Origin of the sequence: Duganella sp. Dugasp56, assembly GCF_047304105.1 — a bacterium.
GTDB classification, from domain to species: domain Bacteria; phylum Pseudomonadota; class Gammaproteobacteria; order Burkholderiales; family Burkholderiaceae_D; genus Rugamonas; species Rugamonas hordei.
In genome coordinates this window covers 1-18,781 of sequence record NZ_JBGLYQ010000077.1, presented here as the reverse complement: position 1 = coordinate 18,781, position 18,781 = coordinate 1, and the positions used below count along the sequence as shown (strand labels likewise).

General features: G+C 63.1%; 12 protein-coding genes and 1 pseudogene. 12 read left to right on the top strand and 1 reads right to left on the bottom strand.

The genetic code is table 11. The features are described 5' to 3' along the window. Positions 1–2,290: dockerin (locus ACCD07_RS31090; RefSeq protein WP_413449565.1), on the top strand; the 2,290-nt coding region annotated here is incomplete at its 5' end. A 230-nt stretch (positions 2,291–2,520) separates the two neighbouring features. Continuing rightward, positions 2,521–3,723, top strand: coding sequence for a helix-turn-helix domain-containing protein (locus ACCD07_RS31085; protein WP_413449564.1), 1,203 nt, complete (start codon positions 2,521–2,523; stop codon positions 3,721–3,723). Between the two features lie 59 nt (positions 3,724–3,782). On the opposite strand, the gene ACCD07_RS31080 is transcribed toward ACCD07_RS31085, so the two are convergent. After that, on the bottom strand, positions 3,783–4,580 hold the full coding sequence (locus ACCD07_RS31080) for an IclR family transcriptional regulator (RefSeq protein ID WP_353403101.1): 798 nt from the start codon (positions 4,578–4,580) through the stop codon (positions 3,783–3,785). A 248-nt stretch (positions 4,581–4,828) separates the two neighbouring features. Between ACCD07_RS31080 and ACCD07_RS31075 the strand changes: the two genes are divergently transcribed. The 10 genes and pseudogenes from ACCD07_RS31075 to ACCD07_RS31030 form a co-directional block, all read left to right on the top strand. Further along, on the top strand, positions 4,829–6,175 hold the full coding sequence (locus ACCD07_RS31075) for an aspartate aminotransferase family protein (protein ID WP_413449563.1): 1,347 nt from the start codon (positions 4,829–4,831) through the stop codon (positions 6,173–6,175). Positions 6,176–6,191: 16 nt separating this feature from the next. Beyond that, entirely contained in the window at positions 6,192–7,643 is a 1,452-nt protein-coding gene (locus ACCD07_RS31070) for an aldehyde dehydrogenase family protein (protein ID WP_413449562.1), read from the top strand. Positions 7,644–7,671: 28 nt separating this feature from the next. Beyond that, the gene (locus ACCD07_RS31065) at positions 7,672–8,310 is read left to right on the top strand and encodes a cytochrome b (protein WP_413449567.1); all 639 of its coding nucleotides are present in this window, start codon (positions 7,672–7,674) and stop codon (positions 8,308–8,310) included. An 86-nt stretch (positions 8,311–8,396) separates the two neighbouring features. Next, entirely contained in the window at positions 8,397–9,764 is a 1,368-nt protein-coding gene (locus ACCD07_RS31060) for a DUF1329 domain-containing protein (RefSeq protein ID WP_413449566.1), read from the top strand. Between the two features lie 48 nt (positions 9,765–9,812). Beyond that, on the top strand, positions 9,813–11,465 hold the full coding sequence (locus ACCD07_RS31055) for a DUF1302 domain-containing protein (protein ID WP_413449561.1): 1,653 nt from the start codon (positions 9,813–9,815) through the stop codon (positions 11,463–11,465). Positions 11,466–11,470: 5 nt separating this feature from the next. Next, complete coding sequence (locus ACCD07_RS31050) at positions 11,471–13,867, top strand: efflux RND transporter permease subunit (protein ID WP_413449560.1); 2,397 nt, start codon at positions 11,471–11,473, stop codon at positions 13,865–13,867. A 10-nt stretch (positions 13,868–13,877) separates the two neighbouring features. Next, the gene (locus tag ACCD07_RS31045; RefSeq protein WP_413449559.1) at positions 13,878–14,870 is read left to right on the top strand and encodes a WD40/YVTN/BNR-like repeat-containing protein; all 993 of its coding nucleotides are present in this window, start codon (positions 13,878–13,880) and stop codon (positions 14,868–14,870) included. 13 nt (positions 14,871–14,883) lie between these two features. Further along, positions 14,884–16,359 (top strand): APC family permease, encoded by a 1,476-nt coding sequence (locus ACCD07_RS31040; protein WP_413449558.1) that lies wholly within the window; start codon positions 14,884–14,886, stop codon positions 16,357–16,359. 4 nt (positions 16,360–16,363) lie between these two features. Next, entirely contained in the window at positions 16,364–17,992 is a 1,629-nt protein-coding gene (locus tag ACCD07_RS31035; RefSeq protein WP_413449557.1) for a methyl-accepting chemotaxis protein, read from the top strand. Continuing rightward, a pseudogene (locus ACCD07_RS31030) lies at positions 17,989–18,781 on the top strand (hypothetical protein); the annotation flags it as partial. The gene ACCD07_RS31035 and the pseudogene ACCD07_RS31030, both read left to right, overlap by 4 nt.

Here is an 18,781-nt window from a genome sequence, read left to right as displayed (position 1 = left end):
CGGTGGGGGCGGCGGACCGGCGCCGGGGCCGGCCCCATCCCCGACACCCACGCCGGCACCTGCGCCCACGCCAACCCCGACGCCGACGCCAACGCCGACGCCGGCGCCAACGGCGGCCGCCAGCTGGAAAAGCGTGAAGTGGGGCGGTGGCGGCTATGTCTCCGGCCTGATCTTCCATCCGACCTCCGCGAATGTGCTGTACGCACGGACCGATATCGGCGGCGCCTACCGCTGGGACCAGGCCGCCTCGGCCTGGACGCCGGTCACCGACGGCTTGGGTTTCGGCGCGGCCGAGAGCCGCTTCCACGGCATCGAAAGCATCGCCCTCGATCCGAACAACGACCAGCTGGTCTACATGATGACCGGCATGTACACGTTCGAGGGCAACGGCCGCCTCTATATCTCCAGCGACCGCGGCGACCACTGGACCCACGTCGACGTGCCGTTCGCGATGGGCGGCAACAACCCCGGCCGGGCCATGGGCGAACGCCTGATGGTCGATCCGAACAAGCCGTCCATCCTGTTCTACGGCTCGCGCACTGCCGGCTTGTGGAAGAGCGGTGATGCGGGCCAGAGCTGGAGCCAGGTCAGTTCGCTGTCCCCGCTCAAACTGAGCCCGGATCAGATCAGCGCCGCGGGCGGCGGGATGGGGATCGACCTGGTGCTGTACGACACCGGGACCAAGGGCAGCGGCAGCGCTACCCAGACCATCTACGCCGCCATCGCGCCGGACTATGCCGGCGCGGCGGGACTGAGCTCCAGCCTGTACAAATCCGGCAACGGCGGCGCCAGCTGGACGCCAGTGCCGACGCCGGTGTCTGGCTACCACATCCCGCACATGGTGCGCGCCGCGGACGGCATGTTCTACGTCGTGTTCACCAAGGATGCCGGGCCGGGCGCCGGCGGTCCCGGCCGCTTCTACAAGTTCGACGGCAGCAACTGGACCCTGCTGAAGAGCGAGGATCCGCTGAACGGCACCAACTTCGGCCTCGGCGGCGTGTCGGTCTACGGCAGCGGCGCGACCACCCGTATCGCGCTGGGCGTGAGCAATTCCTGGGGCAGCTGGAGCGGCCAGCAGATCGTGCAGCTGTCCGACGACGGCGGCCAGACCTGGCGCGAAATCGAAGCCACCATGCCGGGCGAAACCGCCTCCGGCTGGGTTGACGATGTCGAGATCGATCCGTTCAACCGCGACCACATCCTGCACGTGCACGGCGGCGGCATCGTCGAGACCAGGAACGCCTCGGCGGCCACGCCAAGCTGGAGCGGCGCGGTCGCCAATATCGAGGAAACCGCGACCCTGGCCCTGGCGGTGGGGCCGGCCGGCGCACCCTACAAGTTCATCAACAGTGCGGGCGACATCGGCACCTGGGTCGAGACCGACCTCGGCACCAAGCCCGGCATGGGGCCCACCAGCAACTGGAGCAACGGCAACGCCGCCGACATGGCATGGAACGATCCGCTGTATATCGCCGGCACGGGCGTAGCCAACTGGTCCGGCGCGGGCGGCTTCGGCTTCTGGTCCGGCGACGGCGGCAAGACCTGGTCGAACTTCGCGACCCTGCCTGCCGGCGCGCAGGCCAATACCAGCAACGCCGGGAACCTGGCGGTTCCGTCGCGCAACAACGTGGTCTGGGCGCCGGCCAACTCGGTACCGTCCTACACCACCAATAGCGGCGCGAGCTGGGCCGCGACCAACCTGCCGGCGCTTGCCGTGGTGGGACAGAACTGGGACCGCGGCTATCGCCTGGCCGCCGACCGCAAGAATCCGAACAAGGTCTATGCCTACGATTCGGGCGGCGCGGCCTGGGCCACGGCGGGCAAGGTCTACGTCTCGACCGATGGCGGCCATACCTTTGCGCTGAGCCAGGGCTCGGTGGCGGCGGGCCTGGCGCCCAACGCCTGGGGCAGCACTTCGATGGCGGTCAACCCCAACGCCGAAGGCGACCTCTGGCTGGCCGACGGCAACACCGTGTACCACTCGCTGGATGCGGGCGCGAACTGGACCAAGCTCAACGGTTTTGCCAGCGCCAACGGCACGCAGGGCGCCAGCATCGTGGCCCTTGGCAAGGCGGCCTCCGGCGCTGCGTACTCGGCCGCGGTCTACGTGGTGGGGGCCATGAACGGCGTGTGGGGCATCTACCGCTCCGATGACGGCGGCGCCAACTGGACCCGCTTCAACGACGATGCGCATCAGTACGGCGGCATCGGCGTGCTGGCGGCGGACCAGAACATCTACGGCAGGATCTACTTCTCCGGCACCGGCCGCGGTCTGATCTACACCAATTAATTTCGCCTGCTGCCAGGTCGGCGCCGCGCGCGGCAACCGGCTTGCGCATGGCGCGCGGTTGCCGGCAACGGAGGCCCCGCGCCTCCGTTTTTTTCAAGGTGTCCGAAACCCGGTGTCAGGTCTGACATTCCATGCCCTGAGTGTGGCTGGTGAGGGAAAGAAACTGTTATGATGCGGCATCGCAGCCGGCAAAATAGCCGGCGCGGGAAGACAGTTCGGGACCGTATCGTATGCATGAATTCTACAAGAAGGCGCTGCTCGCGTTCATTTTCCTGGTCATTGCCGACGCGCTGGTGGCGTGTATGCTGGTGTATCAAAGTTATCTGTCGCTGTCCTTGCTGCCGGCAAAGAACGAAGACGCGCGCTGGCACTACGACACCTATACCGACGTCGCCACCGGCGGGTCCTCGACGGTGCGCATGCATGACGGCTCGCGCGAGCGCATGCGGTTTGACTTCCGGTTGACCAACCAGGACCATTTTCCCTTTGCGTCCGCCCAACTCATGTTTGATGACGGCAAGGGGAAGCTGGCGCATGCGGATTGGTCGAAGTATGCAACGGTGACCTTCCTGGCCAAATGTGCGCCGGCCAACTCGATGTTCCTCGGGATTTCCACCCTGGACGAGAAATTCTCCAAGCCAGGCGATTTCCTGACCTACCGCTCGCCCGGCACCTATTTTTCCTGCACCGAACAGGGTGTGTCGGTATCGCTGGACCTGAACCGTTTCACCCAGCCCGACTGGTGGTTCGCGGCGATGAAACTCGAATTGTCGCAGCAGGCCTACAAGCTGGACCATGTGGCAAAAATGCTGTTCGGGACCAGTGGCAACAGCCCCCGCAACAGGAACTCCTACCTGGAAATCAGCGAGCTGACTTTGCATGGACGCGATTACCGTTATCTGGTGGCGCTGGCGATTGTCATCGTGTCCAGCCTGACCATCTTTGCCATCTGGTTTTTCCTGGCGCATACGCGCGCGCTGACGGCAAGCATGGATTCGAAAATGAAAAAGGACCTGCCCTTGATGGCGTATCGCCAGTTGACGCTGGAGCCTTATAAAGACAAAGAAAAAGCGTCCATATTGCGGTTTATTGCGACCAATTACACGGACCCCGAGCTGGATCTGGAACGCGTCATGAATGAAACTGGCGTCAACCGCAATAAAGTAAACGAAGTCCTGAAATCCGAACTGGACATGACATTCACCAGTTACCTGAATAAACTCCGGCTGACCGAGTCCGCCCGGTTATTGGCCGAGGCAAGCAGCGCAGCGGTGGCGGAAATCGCCTATTCGGTAGGTTACGCTAACGTGTCGTATTTCAATAAGCTGTTCAAGGAAGAATACGGCTGCACGCCGAAAGCTTTCCGCTCCATTGCAAAGCAGCAAGCACCCGCATCGCCCCCGCTGGCTTCCCCCGTCGATGCCTCGGCCTGAGCATTCGCACTCTTTGCGGAACCAATCGATGAAGGGCAGCCGATGCGGCTGCCCTTTTTTCATTCCATATCCAAACCGCCTGATGGCTTGGCCGTTGCGCTCTGCGCGTCCATGGCGACGTTTGCCGGAAGCATGTCGCCGACACGCGTCGCCGCGCCCATGACAAGTTGACCCAGGAACACCTCGTTGTAGAGGCAGAAGCGCTCGTGGCTGAACACGAGCGTCATGCTGCCCGCGACGGTCCCGTCGCGGTACAGGATCGGGGCTGCCACGCCATCGACGCCGTAGTCCAGTTCGCCGTGCGACACCCAATACCCATGGTCTTTGATTGTCTGCATGTGTACTTTGAAACTTTCCCAGTCGGGCCCGATAGCGCCGACATCCGCTTCGTGCTGATGCATTTTCCAAATTCGCTTCAGGCGCGCCTGCTTCAGGTGGGCCAGGATGACTTTGGAACTCGCGCTGCGGAAGGTGGGCACGGCCTTTCCGCGGCTGTAGGTCAGGGCCAGCTCCCTGTCGTCGCCCTCCTGATGAATGTTGATGATCTGGCTGTCGTAGATGGTTGCAAGCAGGCCGATGCCGCCGGTACTGGCGACCAGTTCGGCCAGGACGTCGCGACCGATATTCAGCAGCGGGTCGGTCTCCCGGATCTGATAGTCCAGCTGGATGATGCGGGGCCCGAGCCCATACGCCCCCATGTTGCTAACGAGTAATCCTACCTCCATTAATTCCTTGATATAGCGATAGCACGTCGTGCGCGTGAGTTTCAGCTCGTCCGCGATGGTGTCGGCGGTCAGTGCGGTGTGTTCCTTCGAGAACAACCCAAGTATGGAGAGCATCCGGGTGAGACTTGACATATAGGAAGGTGGCGAGGCGTTGGTGGGAGGGTAATGTTGGCTATTGTACTGCGCCGGAGTCCCTTCGGCTGGGGGCTGTTTATTTATAGTTTCAAATTGTGGGATTGCGACAAGTGTTGTTTTGCGGTCCACGCCTCTGACACCGCGCAACGCGCCGACTTCACGATGTGCTGATTTGGGATAACGCTCGGAACGTCCAAGGCCTAGACTCACTTCAATAGCACTAGCCTGTAATCAAGGAGTCTCGCATGGCCTACCAGGATTCTCGTTTTTGGCATCCGATGATGCATCCCGCCGCAATGAAGGAGCGTGAACCGCTGCGCATCGTTCGTGGCGAAGGCTGCCATGTATTCGACGATGCAAACCGAGAATTCGTCGACGCGGTCGCAGGGTTGTGGAATGTGAACGTCGGGCACAACCGCCCGGAGGTCAAAGCGGCGATCACCGCGCAACTGGACGAACTCGAGTACTTCCAGCTCTTCGATGGCGTGTCGCATCCCCGCGCGGAGGAACTCTCGGCGGAACTGGTCCGCATGCTGGCGAAGGAGGGCATGCAACGCGTCTTCTACGGCTCCAACGGTTCCGACGCGACGGAAACGGCGCTCAAGCTGGCGCGCCAGTACTGGAAGATCGCGGGGCAGGCCGAACGCACCAAGTTCATCGCGCTGAAGCAGGGCTATCACGGCAGTCACTTTGCCAGTGCCGCGCTCAACGGGAACGCGGTCTTCCGGCGCAGCTACGAGCCCAATATGCCCGGCTGCTTTCATGTGGAAAATCCCTCGGTGTATCGCAATCCGTTCACCACCGACCCGGAAGAGCTGGGACGCATCTGCGCCATGCTGCTTGAGCGCGAAATCGAGTTCCAAGGTCCTGCCACGGTGGCCGCCTTCATTGCGGAGCCGGTCCAGGGCGCCGGCGGCGTGATCGTCCCGCCGGCGAACTACTGGCCAATGGTGCGCGCCGTTTGCGACAAATATGGGGTCTTGCTCATCGCTGATGAAGTCGTCACCGGTTTCGGCCGTACGGGCAATCTGTTCGGCTCACGCGGTTGGGGCGTGAAACCCGACATCATGTGCTTCGCCAAGGGAATCACGTCAGGGTATATCCCACTGAGCGCGACGGCGCTCAATGCGCGCGTGGCGCAGGCCTTCGACGACAGCGCCGACGCCTCCGGCGCCATCATGCACGGCTACACGTATTCCGGCCATCCCGTCGGCTGCGCCGCCGCGCTCGCGAGCCTGAAAATCGTGATCGAGGAAGAATTGCCGGGCAACGCGGCAAAACAAGGAGGCTACCTGCTGACGGCGCTGCAATCCTTCGTCGGCCGATTCGAGGCTATCGGCGAGGTGCGCGGCAAGGGGTTGATGCTGGCCATCGATCTGGTCAATGACAGGCAGACCCGCGAGCCGGTCAGCCCGACCTCCGGATACGCCTATGCCGTCGCGGAAGCCGTGCGCAAGCACGGCGTCATCGTCCGCCCCGTCGGCAGCCAAATCATTCTATCGCCGCCACTGGTGATCCAGCGCGAGGATGTGAACCGCATCGTCGAGGCGCTGGAGGCCGGTTTTAAAACAGTGCCATTTAACCGCACATAATTCATTCGGAGTTCTCATGACGTTAAACCTCAAGCATTTCATCGACGGCCAGTCCGTCGATGCCTCCGACCGGGCGACGATGAATCTCGTCAGCCCCGTCACCGAACAGGCTTTTGCAACGGCCGCAAGCGGCACCAGGGAGGACGTGGACCGCGCCGTCGCGGCTGCGCGTGCGCAACTCGACGGCGGGGCGTGGAGCCAGTTGCCCGCCGCCGCGCGCGGCAAGCTGATGAATCGCCTGGCCGACCTGGTCGAACGCGATGGCAAATTATTGGGCGACATGGATGCCCAATGCATCGGCCGCTCGCCGATGGAGCCGCAGATGATGGACGTGCCCAATGCCGTCGGCACGCTGCGCGCGGCGGCCGGCTGGGCCGACAAGCTCGAGGGACGCACGATCCCCACCGGCGGCTATATGGGCGTGAAGACGCTCTCCTATACCCGGCTTGAGCCGGTCGGCGTGGTGGGCGCCATCGTTCCCTGGAACGCGCCGTTGATGATCACCAGCTGGAAGCTCGCCTCGCTGCTGGCCGCCGGATGCACCGTGGTGATCAAGCCGTCGGAGGAGACCCCGCTGTCGGCCCTGCACCTGGCCGCCTTGTGCAAGGAGGCCGGCTTCCCGGACGGCGTGGTGAACGTGGTGACGGGATCGGGCGCGGTGGTCGGCAGGGCGCTGTGCGAGCACCCCGACGTCGACAAGATCACCTTCACCGGCAGTCCCGACGTCGGGCGGGAGATCCAGCGCGTGGCCGGTTCGATGTTCAAGCGCGTCACCCTGGAGCTCGGCGGCAAGAGCGCGCAGATCGTGTTTGACGACGCGTCGATCGACGATGCCGTGCGTGGTTGTGCTTTGGGCCTGTTTGTCAACCAGGGCCAGGTGTGCGCGGCGGGAACGCGCATCCTGGTTCAGCGCGGCGTCGCCAAGCGCTTTACCGAAGCCCTGGTACAGGCCGCGTCCCGGGTGCGGGTGGGCGATCCCGCGCAGCCGGGTGTGACGATGGGGCCGGTGGCCAAGAAAGGGCAGTTCGAACGCGTCAACCGCTACATCCAGCAGGGCATAGACGAGGGCGCGACGGTATTGGCGGGCGGCGTATCCGTGCACGAACGCGGATGGTTTGTCCGCCCGACCATCTTCGGCAATGCCGGCAATCAGATGAGCATCGCCCGCGAGGAGATTTTCGGACCGGTCGGCACCGTGATCGAGTTCGATACCGAAGAGGAAGCGATCGCCATCGCCAACGATTCGAGCTACGGCCTCGCGGCGACCGTCTGGACCACGAATCTGGCGCGCGCCCACAAGGTGGCGCACGCGGTCAAGGTGGGGGCGGTCGGGGTGAACTGCTGGAGTCCCCTCGATCCGAACCTGCCGTGGGGCGGCGTGAAGACCAGCGGCATCGGACGCGAGTGCGGCCTGACGGGCGTGCTGTCGTACACGGAAGAGAAAGTGATCACGGTGCTGCTGCCTTGATCCGCATACGTCTTATGGAGGTGGTTTGATGATCTTGAAAAATACTCGTGAGCGCTTCGGCACCGTCGCCAAGACCTTCCATTGGTCGATGGCCATCGCGTTCATCGCAGCCTACGTGATTGTGTACTACGTGATCTGGTTTATCGACCCGGAAACGAGCATCAAGCCACCGCTGTTCGGCATGCAAACGGATGACACGTTGGTGATCCCGCTGCTCAACCTTCATTGGGTGCTGGGTGTCGCGGTCGGGGTCCTGGTCGTTCCACGGCTGCTGTGGAGGATATGGAGCCCGGCGCCGGATCCGGTGCCCGGATCGCGGATGGAACACCAAATGGCGCGCCTCGCCCACTGGGGCCTCTACCTTCTCATGATCATGATGCCGGTGACCGGATACATGAATACCAACGACCCGACGAATTTTGGCGTCTTTGTTGTGCCGGCGTTCAAGGACACTTCCCTGTATCACTGGATAGCGGCCGAATTCGCGCTGTCCTGGAAGGACGTTGAAACGCCGATGGAAGCGGTCCATCGTTTCCTGGGGCATTGGGTCGCATGGGTAGTCGTCGCATTGCACGCATCCGCAGCGTTGTTCCATCATTTTGCGCGGCGGGACGACACCTTGACCCGCATGCTGCCGGGCGCAGGGACGCCCCCGAAACTGGATTAGCGGCAGCCCCCTTTGTATGTCGCAAGCTAATGAATTTAAGGAGATTTCAGATGATTTACCGACCTACCTCGCATGCTGGTTTCAAGATGAGTTTGATGGCCGCGTGTGCTTCCATCGCTCTGATGGCGGCGCGCCCGTCGACCGCCGCCGACGCCTCCATGCTGGATAAGACACTCACCCCTTCCGGCGCTGAAAAAGCGGGGAACAAGGACGGCACGATACCCGCCTGGCAGGGCGCGGAGCCGGCCTTGCCCGGCTGGAGCTGGGGCAAGCCGCGGCAAGAGTACTGGAAGAACAAGGGCGAAAAGGCGTTGTTCTCCATCGACGCCAGCAACGCGGATAAATATGCGGACAAGTTGTCGGCGGGGCAGCTGGCTATGCTCAAGCAGATCAAGGGCTACCGCATGGATGTCTATCCGACCCATCGCGTATGCGGCGTGCCGGATTTTGTCGCCGCGAACACGAAGAAGAACGTCGGCACCGCGAAACTCGGCCCGGATGGATGGAGCCTGAAGGAAGCCTATGTGCCGGGATATCCATTCCCGATTCCTTCCAGCGGCGTCGAGGCGATGTGGAACTCGAAAATGCGCTACCGCGGCGTCGGCATCAATTACAAGAATCTCACCACGGCGGCCTCGCCGCGGCGCGGATCCGACGAGTGGATTAAGGCCGGTTCGGACCAGACCGTGTTCCTGCCTTCCGGAGTCAAGGGATCGACCCTGCTCTCGACCCTGCCGCCGGTGGAGTTTTATGTCTACTTCGCCTATAACACGCCGACCGCGCTGGCCGGGCAGTCGCTGGCCATCACCCAGTACCTGAATCAAGCGGAGAACGAGACGTTCTACTACTTCCCGGGGCAGCGCCGGGTTCGACGCATGCCGTCGTATTCACATGACGCGCCGCAGATCGGGTTTGAAAACCAGTACACCCTGGACGAGCCCCAGGTGTTCAACGGCGCGCTGGACCGCTTCGACTGGAAGCTGGTCGGCAAGAAGGAAGTATACGTGCCGTATAGCGCGTTCGGCGCCTACGATTTCCGCGCGAAGTTCGAGGATGTCGCACAGCGCGATTTCATCGAGCCGGGCCACCGGCGCTATGAGCTGCACCGGGTGTGGGTGGTCGAGGCGACGGTCAAGGCCGGCATGCGCCACTCGGCGCCGAAACGAACTTTCTACCTGGATGAGGACAGCTGGGCGGCGCTGCTTGCCGATGACTATGACGGCCAAGGGAAGCTGTCCAAGGCCCGCGAGGGTTTCCAGATCCCCGTCTACGAGACCGGCAGTTGCGACGTGATGGCTTTTGTGCAGCACAACCTCACGGAAGGCCGCTACGTCTTCGATATCTCTTCAGTCGGCGCAGGACAGGACGTGCAGTGGGTGACCGAGCCGAATGGTCCCCGCTACAAGGCGGGATTCTATACATCGGAAAACCTCCGCGCCATCAGCGAGCGCTAACGGACATTTCCTCGGTGCGTACCAAACTGTCCTTTTAGGGAAAAAATCATGAAAAAAATAAATCCGCCGCTGTTCTGCACGATCGCCGCCCTGGCCATGTACGCCGATGCGGCGAACGCCACCACCTTCGGCACGGAAGCGATCACCGGCAGCATCGATTCGACGGTGTCCATCGGGACCGGGGTGAGGGCCGGCAACCCCTCGTGCGGCCTGATACTCAGCGGCGCCACGGGAGCGGGAGCGCCGGCGGGCTGCCTGGCGCCCACCTCCGCGCTGGGTGATCAGGGAGACCTGAACTACGCCAAAGGGGACCGCTTCACCACCTTCCTGAAGGGCACCCATGAGGTGTTGCTCAAGATGCCGGCCGAGGACGTGACCTTTATGACGCGTGTGCTCTGGACGAAGGATATTTCCTCGACCCACACCACCGGATATACCAGCGCGGCGGACCCGGGACAGCCCGCGGTCTCCAGCGGACTCTCGGACGCTGCGCGCGACGATCTGCGCTTCAAGGCGCGCCTGCTTGATTTCTGGGTCAGCAAATCCTTCGACCTGGGCGATCAGCGGGCGCGCGTTCGTGTCGGCAACCAGGTCATCAGCTGGGGTGAAAACCTGTTCCTGTCGGGCGGGATCAATAGCACCAACGCGGTCGACATCATGAAGCTGTCCCAGCCCGGCACGCAATTGAAGGAGGCGATCTTGCCCGCGCCCATGGCCAGTTTCGCCACCGGCCTGGGGCATGGCTTCAATTTCGAGGCCTACGTCCAGGCCAAATGGAATGAAAGTTATTTCCCCCCGACCGGCAGCTACTGGTCGGACGTCAACGGCCTGGGAAAGGGCGATTCCGCCTATGGACTGACCACCACCAAGGCGCGCAACGGCGGACAGTGGGGCGCCTCGCTGCGTTACCAGCCGGCGGGAACCCAGATGAATCTCGGCCTGTACGCGATGAATTATCACGACAAGGCACCGGCCTTCAGTTTCAATACCCACGACACGGGCGTGGTGGGATGGACTTTTCCTGAAGACCGCAAGCTCTTTGGCGCCAGCTTGAATTTCCCGCTGGGCGATTGGGCGATCGGTTCGGAATTGTCATACCGTCCCCGGGACGCCGTGGCCTTGAATTCCGCTGTCAGCGGATGCGCATCGCAGAACGGCAATTGCTGGGTCGATAATCATAAGGCGCAGGCCGCCCTCACGGGCTTGTATTCGGCGACACCGAGCAACGCCAAGGGCTTGCTCGACTTCCTCAAAGCCGACACCGCCACGCTGATGGTCGAGGCGGTGGGGATCTACTATCCCGGCTTGAAACAGACGTACGCCGGCGATCCGATATCGGCCGGTGGATGGGGCTGGGGGCAGGAGACCAATCCGCTCGGGACACCCAGGCCGGTGGGCACCAAGGCCTCCTACGGCTGGAATTTCGACTTCAGCTGGGTGTACGACGGGACCCTCGTGCCAGGCTGGCAGGTGGTGCCGGAGGTGTACTACTTCCAGGCCTTGAAGGGCCGTACGCCCAACAGCGCGGGCACTTTCATGGAAGGGGCGAAATCGGCCAATCTCACCGTTTCGTTCATCAAGAATCCGGCCAGCTGGCAGGCGGCGGTTAACTATTCGAAGTTCTGGGGCGGCTCCACCGTCTTCGATCAGCCGTATCGCGACCGTAGCTTCGTCGGCATCACCGTGTCCAGGAACTTCTAACTACCATGCGTATTGATCACGAAATATCCGGCAAGGAGGGATGGCTGATACGCGCTGTGTGGCGGCTGGAGACCTCTGTCTTCAGCCATCGCCTGCCGATCCTGGCCGGCCTGCTCGCGCTGACCGTCCTGATGGCCTGGTTTGGCATGCAGCTCCATATGGATGCCGGCTTTGAAAAGCAATTGCCGATTGGTCATGAGTACGTCCAGACGTTCCAGCAATATCGGGCCGATGTCCTGGGCGCCAACCGGTTGACGGTGGTCGTCAAGGCGCGCAAGGGGACTATCTGGACACCCGCCGCGCTGACCAGGCTCTACGAGGTGACGCAGGCGGTTTCGTTTCTTCCGAACATAGAGCGGCTGGGTGTCCAATCGCTGTGGACGCCGAACAGTTTCGTCAACGAGATCACGGAGGAGGGCTTTCGCGCCGATCCGCTGATCGACGGCACGATCACGCCGGAACGCCTCGATCCCGCGATTATCGCCAAGATACGGCAATCGGCGATCCAGGGTGGATTTGTCGGCACGCTGGTGGCGCGCGACGGCAGCAGCGCGATGATCACGGCGGAGCTGATCGAGTTCGACGCCAACGGCCAGAAGCTGGACTATGTCGCCTACAACCGGCAAATGGAGGACAGCATCCGCCGCAAGTTCGAAGACGCGAATTATGAAATCCAGATCATCGGCTTCGCCAAGCAGATCGGCGAGATCGCCGACGGCGCTTCCTCGGTGCTGGGATTTTGCGCCATCGCGCTGCTGCTGACCGCGCTGGCGGTGTATTGGTACTGCCACTCCGTCAAGCTCACGTTGCTGCCTATCGCTTGTTCGCTGACTTCGCTGGTATGGCAATTCGGCACCTTGAAGTTGCTGGGATTCGGACTGGACCCGCTCGCGGTGCTGGTGCCGTTCCTGGTATTCGCCATCGGTGTGTCGCACGGCGTACAGCAGATTAATTTCATTGTCCGCAGGATCTCGCAAGGCCGCACGGTGTTGGATGCTTGCCGGGACAGCTTCACCGGCCTGCTGATTCCAGGCACGCTCGCGCTGGCCACCGCGCTGGTCTCGTTCGTCACGCTGTTGCTGATACCCATTCCGATGGTGCGCGAACTGGCGATCGCGGCGTCGTTCGGCGTCGCCTACAAGATCGTCACGAACCTGCTGATGTTGCCGCTGGCCGCTTCGTACATCCGTTTCAACGCGATGTTTGCTGCCGGAACGATACGCCGGCGCGATGACCGCGCCAAGTGGCTGAGGTTCCTCGCACGCATCGCCGTACCCCGGAATGCCCTGGTGACCTTGATGGTGGCGGCCGTGGTGCTTGGATGCGCGGTCTGGCAAAGCCGCGACCGCGTGGTCGGCACCCTGCAGGCCGGCGCGCCCGAATTGCGCGCGGACGCCCGCTACAACCGCGACGCCTGGTCCGTCGCGTCGAACTACGACACGGGACTGGATTGGCTGACCGTGGTCTTTGAAGCGCCGGTGCATACGTGCGACAACGTGGCGCTGGGGGTGTTCCAGGATCAGTTCTCCTGGGCGATGCAGCCGGTCGCGGGCGTTCTGTCCGTGGAGTCGTACTCCGGCAAGCTGCGCCAATACAACGAAGGCTATAACGAGGGCAACCCCAAGATGAACGTGGTGCCCATCGACGCCGCGAACTACGCGGCCTTGTCCACCGAGGTCGCCAGGGTGCGCGGCGCGATGCGCAAGGATTGCAGCATGACGGCGGTGCACCTGTACCTCACCGACCACAAGGCGGCAACCATCAACCGGGTGATCGCACAGGTGAAGGCCTTCCGCGACACGCATCCGACTAACATCGCGACCATCCGCCTCGCGGCCGGGAACGCCGGCGTGCTGGCCGCCGTGAACGACGAGCTGGAGCGTAGCGAATTGCCGATGATGCTATACGTCTATGCCGCGATCATTATTCTGGTGTTCGTGGTGTATCGCGACCTGCGGGCGGTGGTGTCCTGCTGCGTACCGCTGACCATCGGGACCTTTATCGGCTATTGGTTCATGAAGGAACTGCAAATCGGCCTGACCGTGGCCACGCTGCCGGTCATGGTGTTGGCGGTGGGCATCGGTGTCGATTACGCGTTCTATATCTACAACCGCCTGCAGTTGCATCTGGCCGGCGGTCAGACGATCACCAAGGCGCTTGAAAACTCGTTGCTGGAAGTCGGTGTCGCGACGATCTTCACCGCGGTCACGCTTGCCATCGGGGTGGCGACCTGGTCCTTCTCGGCGCTGAAGTTCCAGGCGGACATGGGCAAGCTGCTTGCGTTCATGTTCATGGTCAATATGCTGACGACCATGACGGTATTGCCCGCGCTGGCCGTCTGGCTCGATCGTCTGTTCCCGCGCCGGTCGCCGCCGCGCGTTCCTGGTCTCTTGACTCATTAAGGGTATGACGATGTTTTTTACAAAGAACCGAATCGCCGGCGCCGCGATTGCCGCCTGGCTTGCGCTTGGGGTAGCCGATGCCGGCTTCGCCGCCGACGCCGCCTTGCGTCCGGAGCCGGCCGTGCGCGCCGCGCACGCCGCCACCGCGACGACGCTCGATGCCGCTTGGGCCGGAACGCGTGTTGTCGCGGTCGGCGATCATGGCGTGGTCGAGCTATCCGACGACCAGGGATTGAGTTTTCGCCAGGCGCGCTCGGTCCCGGTGAGCACGATGCTCAATTCCGTGAGTTTTGCCGATGCCCGGTCGGGCTGGGCGGTTGGCCACTGGGGCGTGATTCTTCACACCCGGGACGGAGGCGAAAGCTGGGAGCTTCAGCGCCTGGCGGCCGACGAGGATCGCCCGCTGTTCGCGGTCCATTTCTTCAATGCCCGCGAAGGCGTCGCGGTCGGCTTGTGGTCGCTCGTGCTGGTGACGGAGGATGGCGGCAAGACGTGGCAGAAGCAGACATTGACCCCTCCGCCCGGCTCGGCCAAGGCGGACTTGAATCTGTTTGGCTTGTTTGCCGGCCCTGCTGGTATTCTCTATGCAGCGGCTGAACACGGCATGGTGCTGCGGTCCGCCGACCGGGGCCGAACCTGGACCTATCTCGGCACGGGATATCGGGGTTCGTTTTGGAGCGGAATCGGCCTGGCCGATGGCACGCTGGTCGTCGCGGGGCTGCGGGGCAGCATGTACCGCAGTACGGATCAGGGAGCGCACTGGTCGCCCGTGACAACGGGCCTGAAGAGTTCGATCACGCGCCTGGTGGAGGCCAAGGGCAAGCTGCTTGCCGTCGGATTGGATGGCCTGCACATCGTCAGCGACAATGGCGGGCTGAGTTTTTCCAATACAAGCACGGCAGGCGGAGCGTCGTTGACCGCGGCCCTGATTGCCGCCGATGGCCGGCAGATATTGTTCTCGACGACAGGGCCAGTGCCGCCCGCGGCACCCCAGAGAAATTGAAGGAGACTAAGTAATGAATATGTTGGAAGAAACCCGCCTGATGGAGGTGGAAGGGCTGCCGGTGCAATCGACGGAGCTGCGGCGAGGCACCTTGGGTGTGGGTTTGATCGTCCTGCTGGTTATCTCGGCGGCGAGTCCGCTCAGCGTCGTGGCCGGGGGATTCCCGATCGGAATCATGCTGGGCAACGGCGCGGGGACGCCGGCCCTGGTCATCCTGGCCTTGCTTCTGTTATTGGCGTTCGCCGCAGGCTATACGGCGATGGCGGGGCAGGTGACCAATGCCGGCGGTTTCTATGCCCTCATTGCCCGGGGACTTGGCGGCCATGTCGGCGGCGCCGCCGCGGTGATCGCCATTGTCGGCTACAACACCCTGCAATTCGCCTTGTACGGGATGTTCGGCGCGGTGACGTCGGACTCGTTGCTGGCCGTATTTGGCGTACACGTGCCGTGGTGGGCATGCGCGTTCGCCGCGATGGGCACCATCGCGGTATTCGGCTATCGCCGAATCGACTTGTCGGCCAAGGTGTTGGCGCTGTTCGTCATTGCCGAATACGCGACCGTCTTCTTTCTCGACGTCTCCATCTTGAGGGCCGGCGGCGACAGCGGCATAACGTTGGCGTCGTTTACGCCGTCGGTCGTCAAAAGCGGCAATCCTTCCATCGGGCTGCTGTTCTGCTTTGCCGCCTTTATCGGGTTTGAGGCGACCACCATCTACGGCGAAGAGGCGAAAAATCCGCGCAAGAATATACCGCTGGCCACCTACATCTCGGTATTGCTGATCGGGTGTTTCTATGCGGTGTCGCTATGGTGCATGGTGGTGGGCGCGGGGCCGGACAAGGTCGTGGCCATCATCCAGGCATTGGCCGACCCGACAATGTTCCTCTATACGCTGTCGGACCGTTACGCCGGCCCCGTCTTGACCACCATTCTGCGCGGGCTGTTCATCATGAGCGTGTATGCCGGGCTGCTGGCATTCCACAATGCGACCGCCCGCTATTTCTACGCCATGGGCCGCGAAGGCCTGTTTCCTTGCGTGCTGGGCCATACACACCGCGAACACCAGAGTCCTCACAAAGCCTCGGTGCTGCAAAGCGTGCTGTGCGCCTGCGTGGTGCTGCTGTTCGCGGTGAATGGCGCCGATCCGGTCCTGACCTTGTTTGCGTGGCTGTCCAATCTGGCGACGCTGTGCATCATGCTGCTGATGTCGCTGACCAGCGCCGCCGTCGTTATTTTCTTTTTGCGAAACAATGACGGCAGATTGGGGAAAATGCGTACGCTGATACTGCCTGTCGTCTCCGGCATCGGGCTGATGGCCATCCTGTTGCTGGCCGTGACGAATTTTCACGTGTTGACGGGCGCCAGCCGGTTCACGTCGTATGCGCTGATTTGCGTGATCCCGCTGGCCTTCGTCGGTGGCCTGGTGGCCGCGCGCCTCTTGTGCAATGCCGATGCGGTGCGCTTTGCCGGCCTCGGCCAAGACCGTAACTGAGAAAATGAAAATGACACTTCGGGCGCGCATGAGTGCGGTAATTGGCTTTCTTTGCCTGTTGGCCATCGCCATCGGCCTGGTGGGACTGTACGGCATGAATAAATCCAACGAGGGATTGAAGGCCGTCTACGAAGACCGCACCAAGGCCCTGGAGCGGGTGTCACGCATCGATATTCTCCTGGTGCAGAACCGGCTCGCGATCGCCGAGGCGCTGTTGAATCCCATCGCAACCGAGATCGACGCCGACGCCGAGCTGATCAAAAAAAATTCCGCGGAAATCGCCCGGATCTGGAACGCGCACATGGCCGCCCCCCATACACCGCAGGAAGCGCAGCTGGCGCGCAAGTTCGACTTGAATTACGCGAGGATGGTCAAGGAAGGGGTGGCGCCGACCACCGCCGCGCTGCGGGAAGGTAACATCGATCTTGGCGGCCAGATGAAGGAGAATCTCCGGCTGCTGATACCCGCGGTGACGGACGGTATAGATACGCTGCGCAAGCTGCAGGTCGAGGCGGTCAGGACAGAGTATGAGCAGTCCAGTGCGCGCTACGTTTCACTGCGCAGCGCGATCATCGTTGCGATCGCGTCGGGGGTGCTGATCGCCGCCGTGGTCGGATTTTTCCTGATACGCAGGACCTATCGCCAGCTCGGCGGCGAACCGGAATACGCATTGCAGATCGTGCGCGGTATCGCGGCCGGCGACCTGACCGTGGATGTCGCCACCGGGAAGGGCGATGAACAGAGCCTGTTGTTTGCCATGCAGGCGATGCAGCGGAATTTGCTGCGGACGATAGAGGAAATCAGGCAATCAACGGCCGCCATCGCCACTGCGTCGACGCAGATCGCGGTCGGCAACCTCGACCTGGCCTCCCGCACCGAACAACAGGCGGGTTCGCTGGAAAAGACCGCGGCCGCGATGGATGAATTGACCAGCACCGTGAAGCGGAGCGCCGACAACGCGCGGCAAGCCAATCAACTGGCCGGGTCGGCCTCGGATCTCGCGCTCAAAGGCGGAGCCGCTGTCGCGCAAGTGGTCCACACGATGGATGCGATCAATGCGGCGGCCAGGAAGATCGTCGACATCATCGGCGCCATCGACGCCATCGCGTTCCAGACCAACATCCTGGCGTTGAATGCGGCCGTCGAGGCGGCGCGCGCGGGGGAGCAGGGACGCGGCTTCGCCGTGGTCGCCGCCGAGGTGCGCGGCCTGGCGCAACGGGCGGCGGCGGCGGCCAAGGAAATAGCGGTGCTCATCAATGATTCGGTCGGCAAGGTGGACGTGGGTCGCAAGCAGGTGGCCGAAGCCGGTTCGACCATGAACGAGATCGTCGACAGCGTCAAAATCCTGGCGGACATGATGAGCGGTATTTCTGAAGCGAGCCACCAGCAGAGCACAGGCATCGACCAGATCAATCTGTCCATCATCCAGATGGATGCGGTCACGCAACAGAATGCCGCCCTGGTCGAGCAGGCGGCCGCTGCAGCCGAATCGCTGCAGGATCAGGCGGGCAATCTGGTGCAGGCGGTCGACGTGTTCAAGACCGACCGCGTGCGCACCGTCGCACCCGTTGCATTGGCCCCGGCAGCCCTGCGGCGCGCGCGGCCTCGCGACCGGACCGTGGAGATCGCGTGAATGCCAGCGACACGCTGTTATTCAAGCTCTACGGCTGCCAGGACGAGCCGGCGCAGTGGACCGCCGTCCTGGACCAGCTGTGCCTGGAGACCGGCGCTCATTCCGCCGTGCTCCAGTCCGTCAAACTGGGCGGCGCCCGGCCGTCCATCGGCTGGATGGCCGCCGATTCCCTCACGCTGAGCCGCGAGACGGCGCCGGCCGGTGTGGCCGGCCCCGACAATCCTCGGTTCGACGCGCGGCGCATGGCGCGCGCCCTGGGGCGTATCAGCCGCGACGAGGACTTGTTCGACCGTGACGATCCGGCCCAGCACCTCTTGCACGAACAACTGGCGCAGCACCGCCTGGGGCGCTTCATCGGCAGCCTGCAACAGATCGATGCCGACACCTACCTGGGCCTGGCCTTGCATCGGGCCGTCGACGACCAGGACGATTTCTCCGCCCTCCAGGCCGGCCGCCTTGGCATGTTGGCGCCGCATTTTGGCCAGGCCATAGGCTTGCAGTCGCGCCGGCAGGACGGCGCCGATCTTGACCAGCGGCTGCGCCGGCACCTGGACCGCTTGCGCTGCGGCTTGATTGTGTGCGCCGGCGATGGCCGGGTGCAGTGGATGAACCGCAGCGCCCAAGCCACGCTGGCGGGGAGCCGCAGCGTGTCCCTGCGCGCCGGGTGCCTGAGGGCGGCCGGCGCGGCCGCCGCCCCCCCCCCAACGGGGGCCGGGCCAGCTGATCAGGCGCGAGGTGGCGAAGATCAGCGTGGCCGCCGCGTTCATCGCCATCGCCAGCACGTTCTTG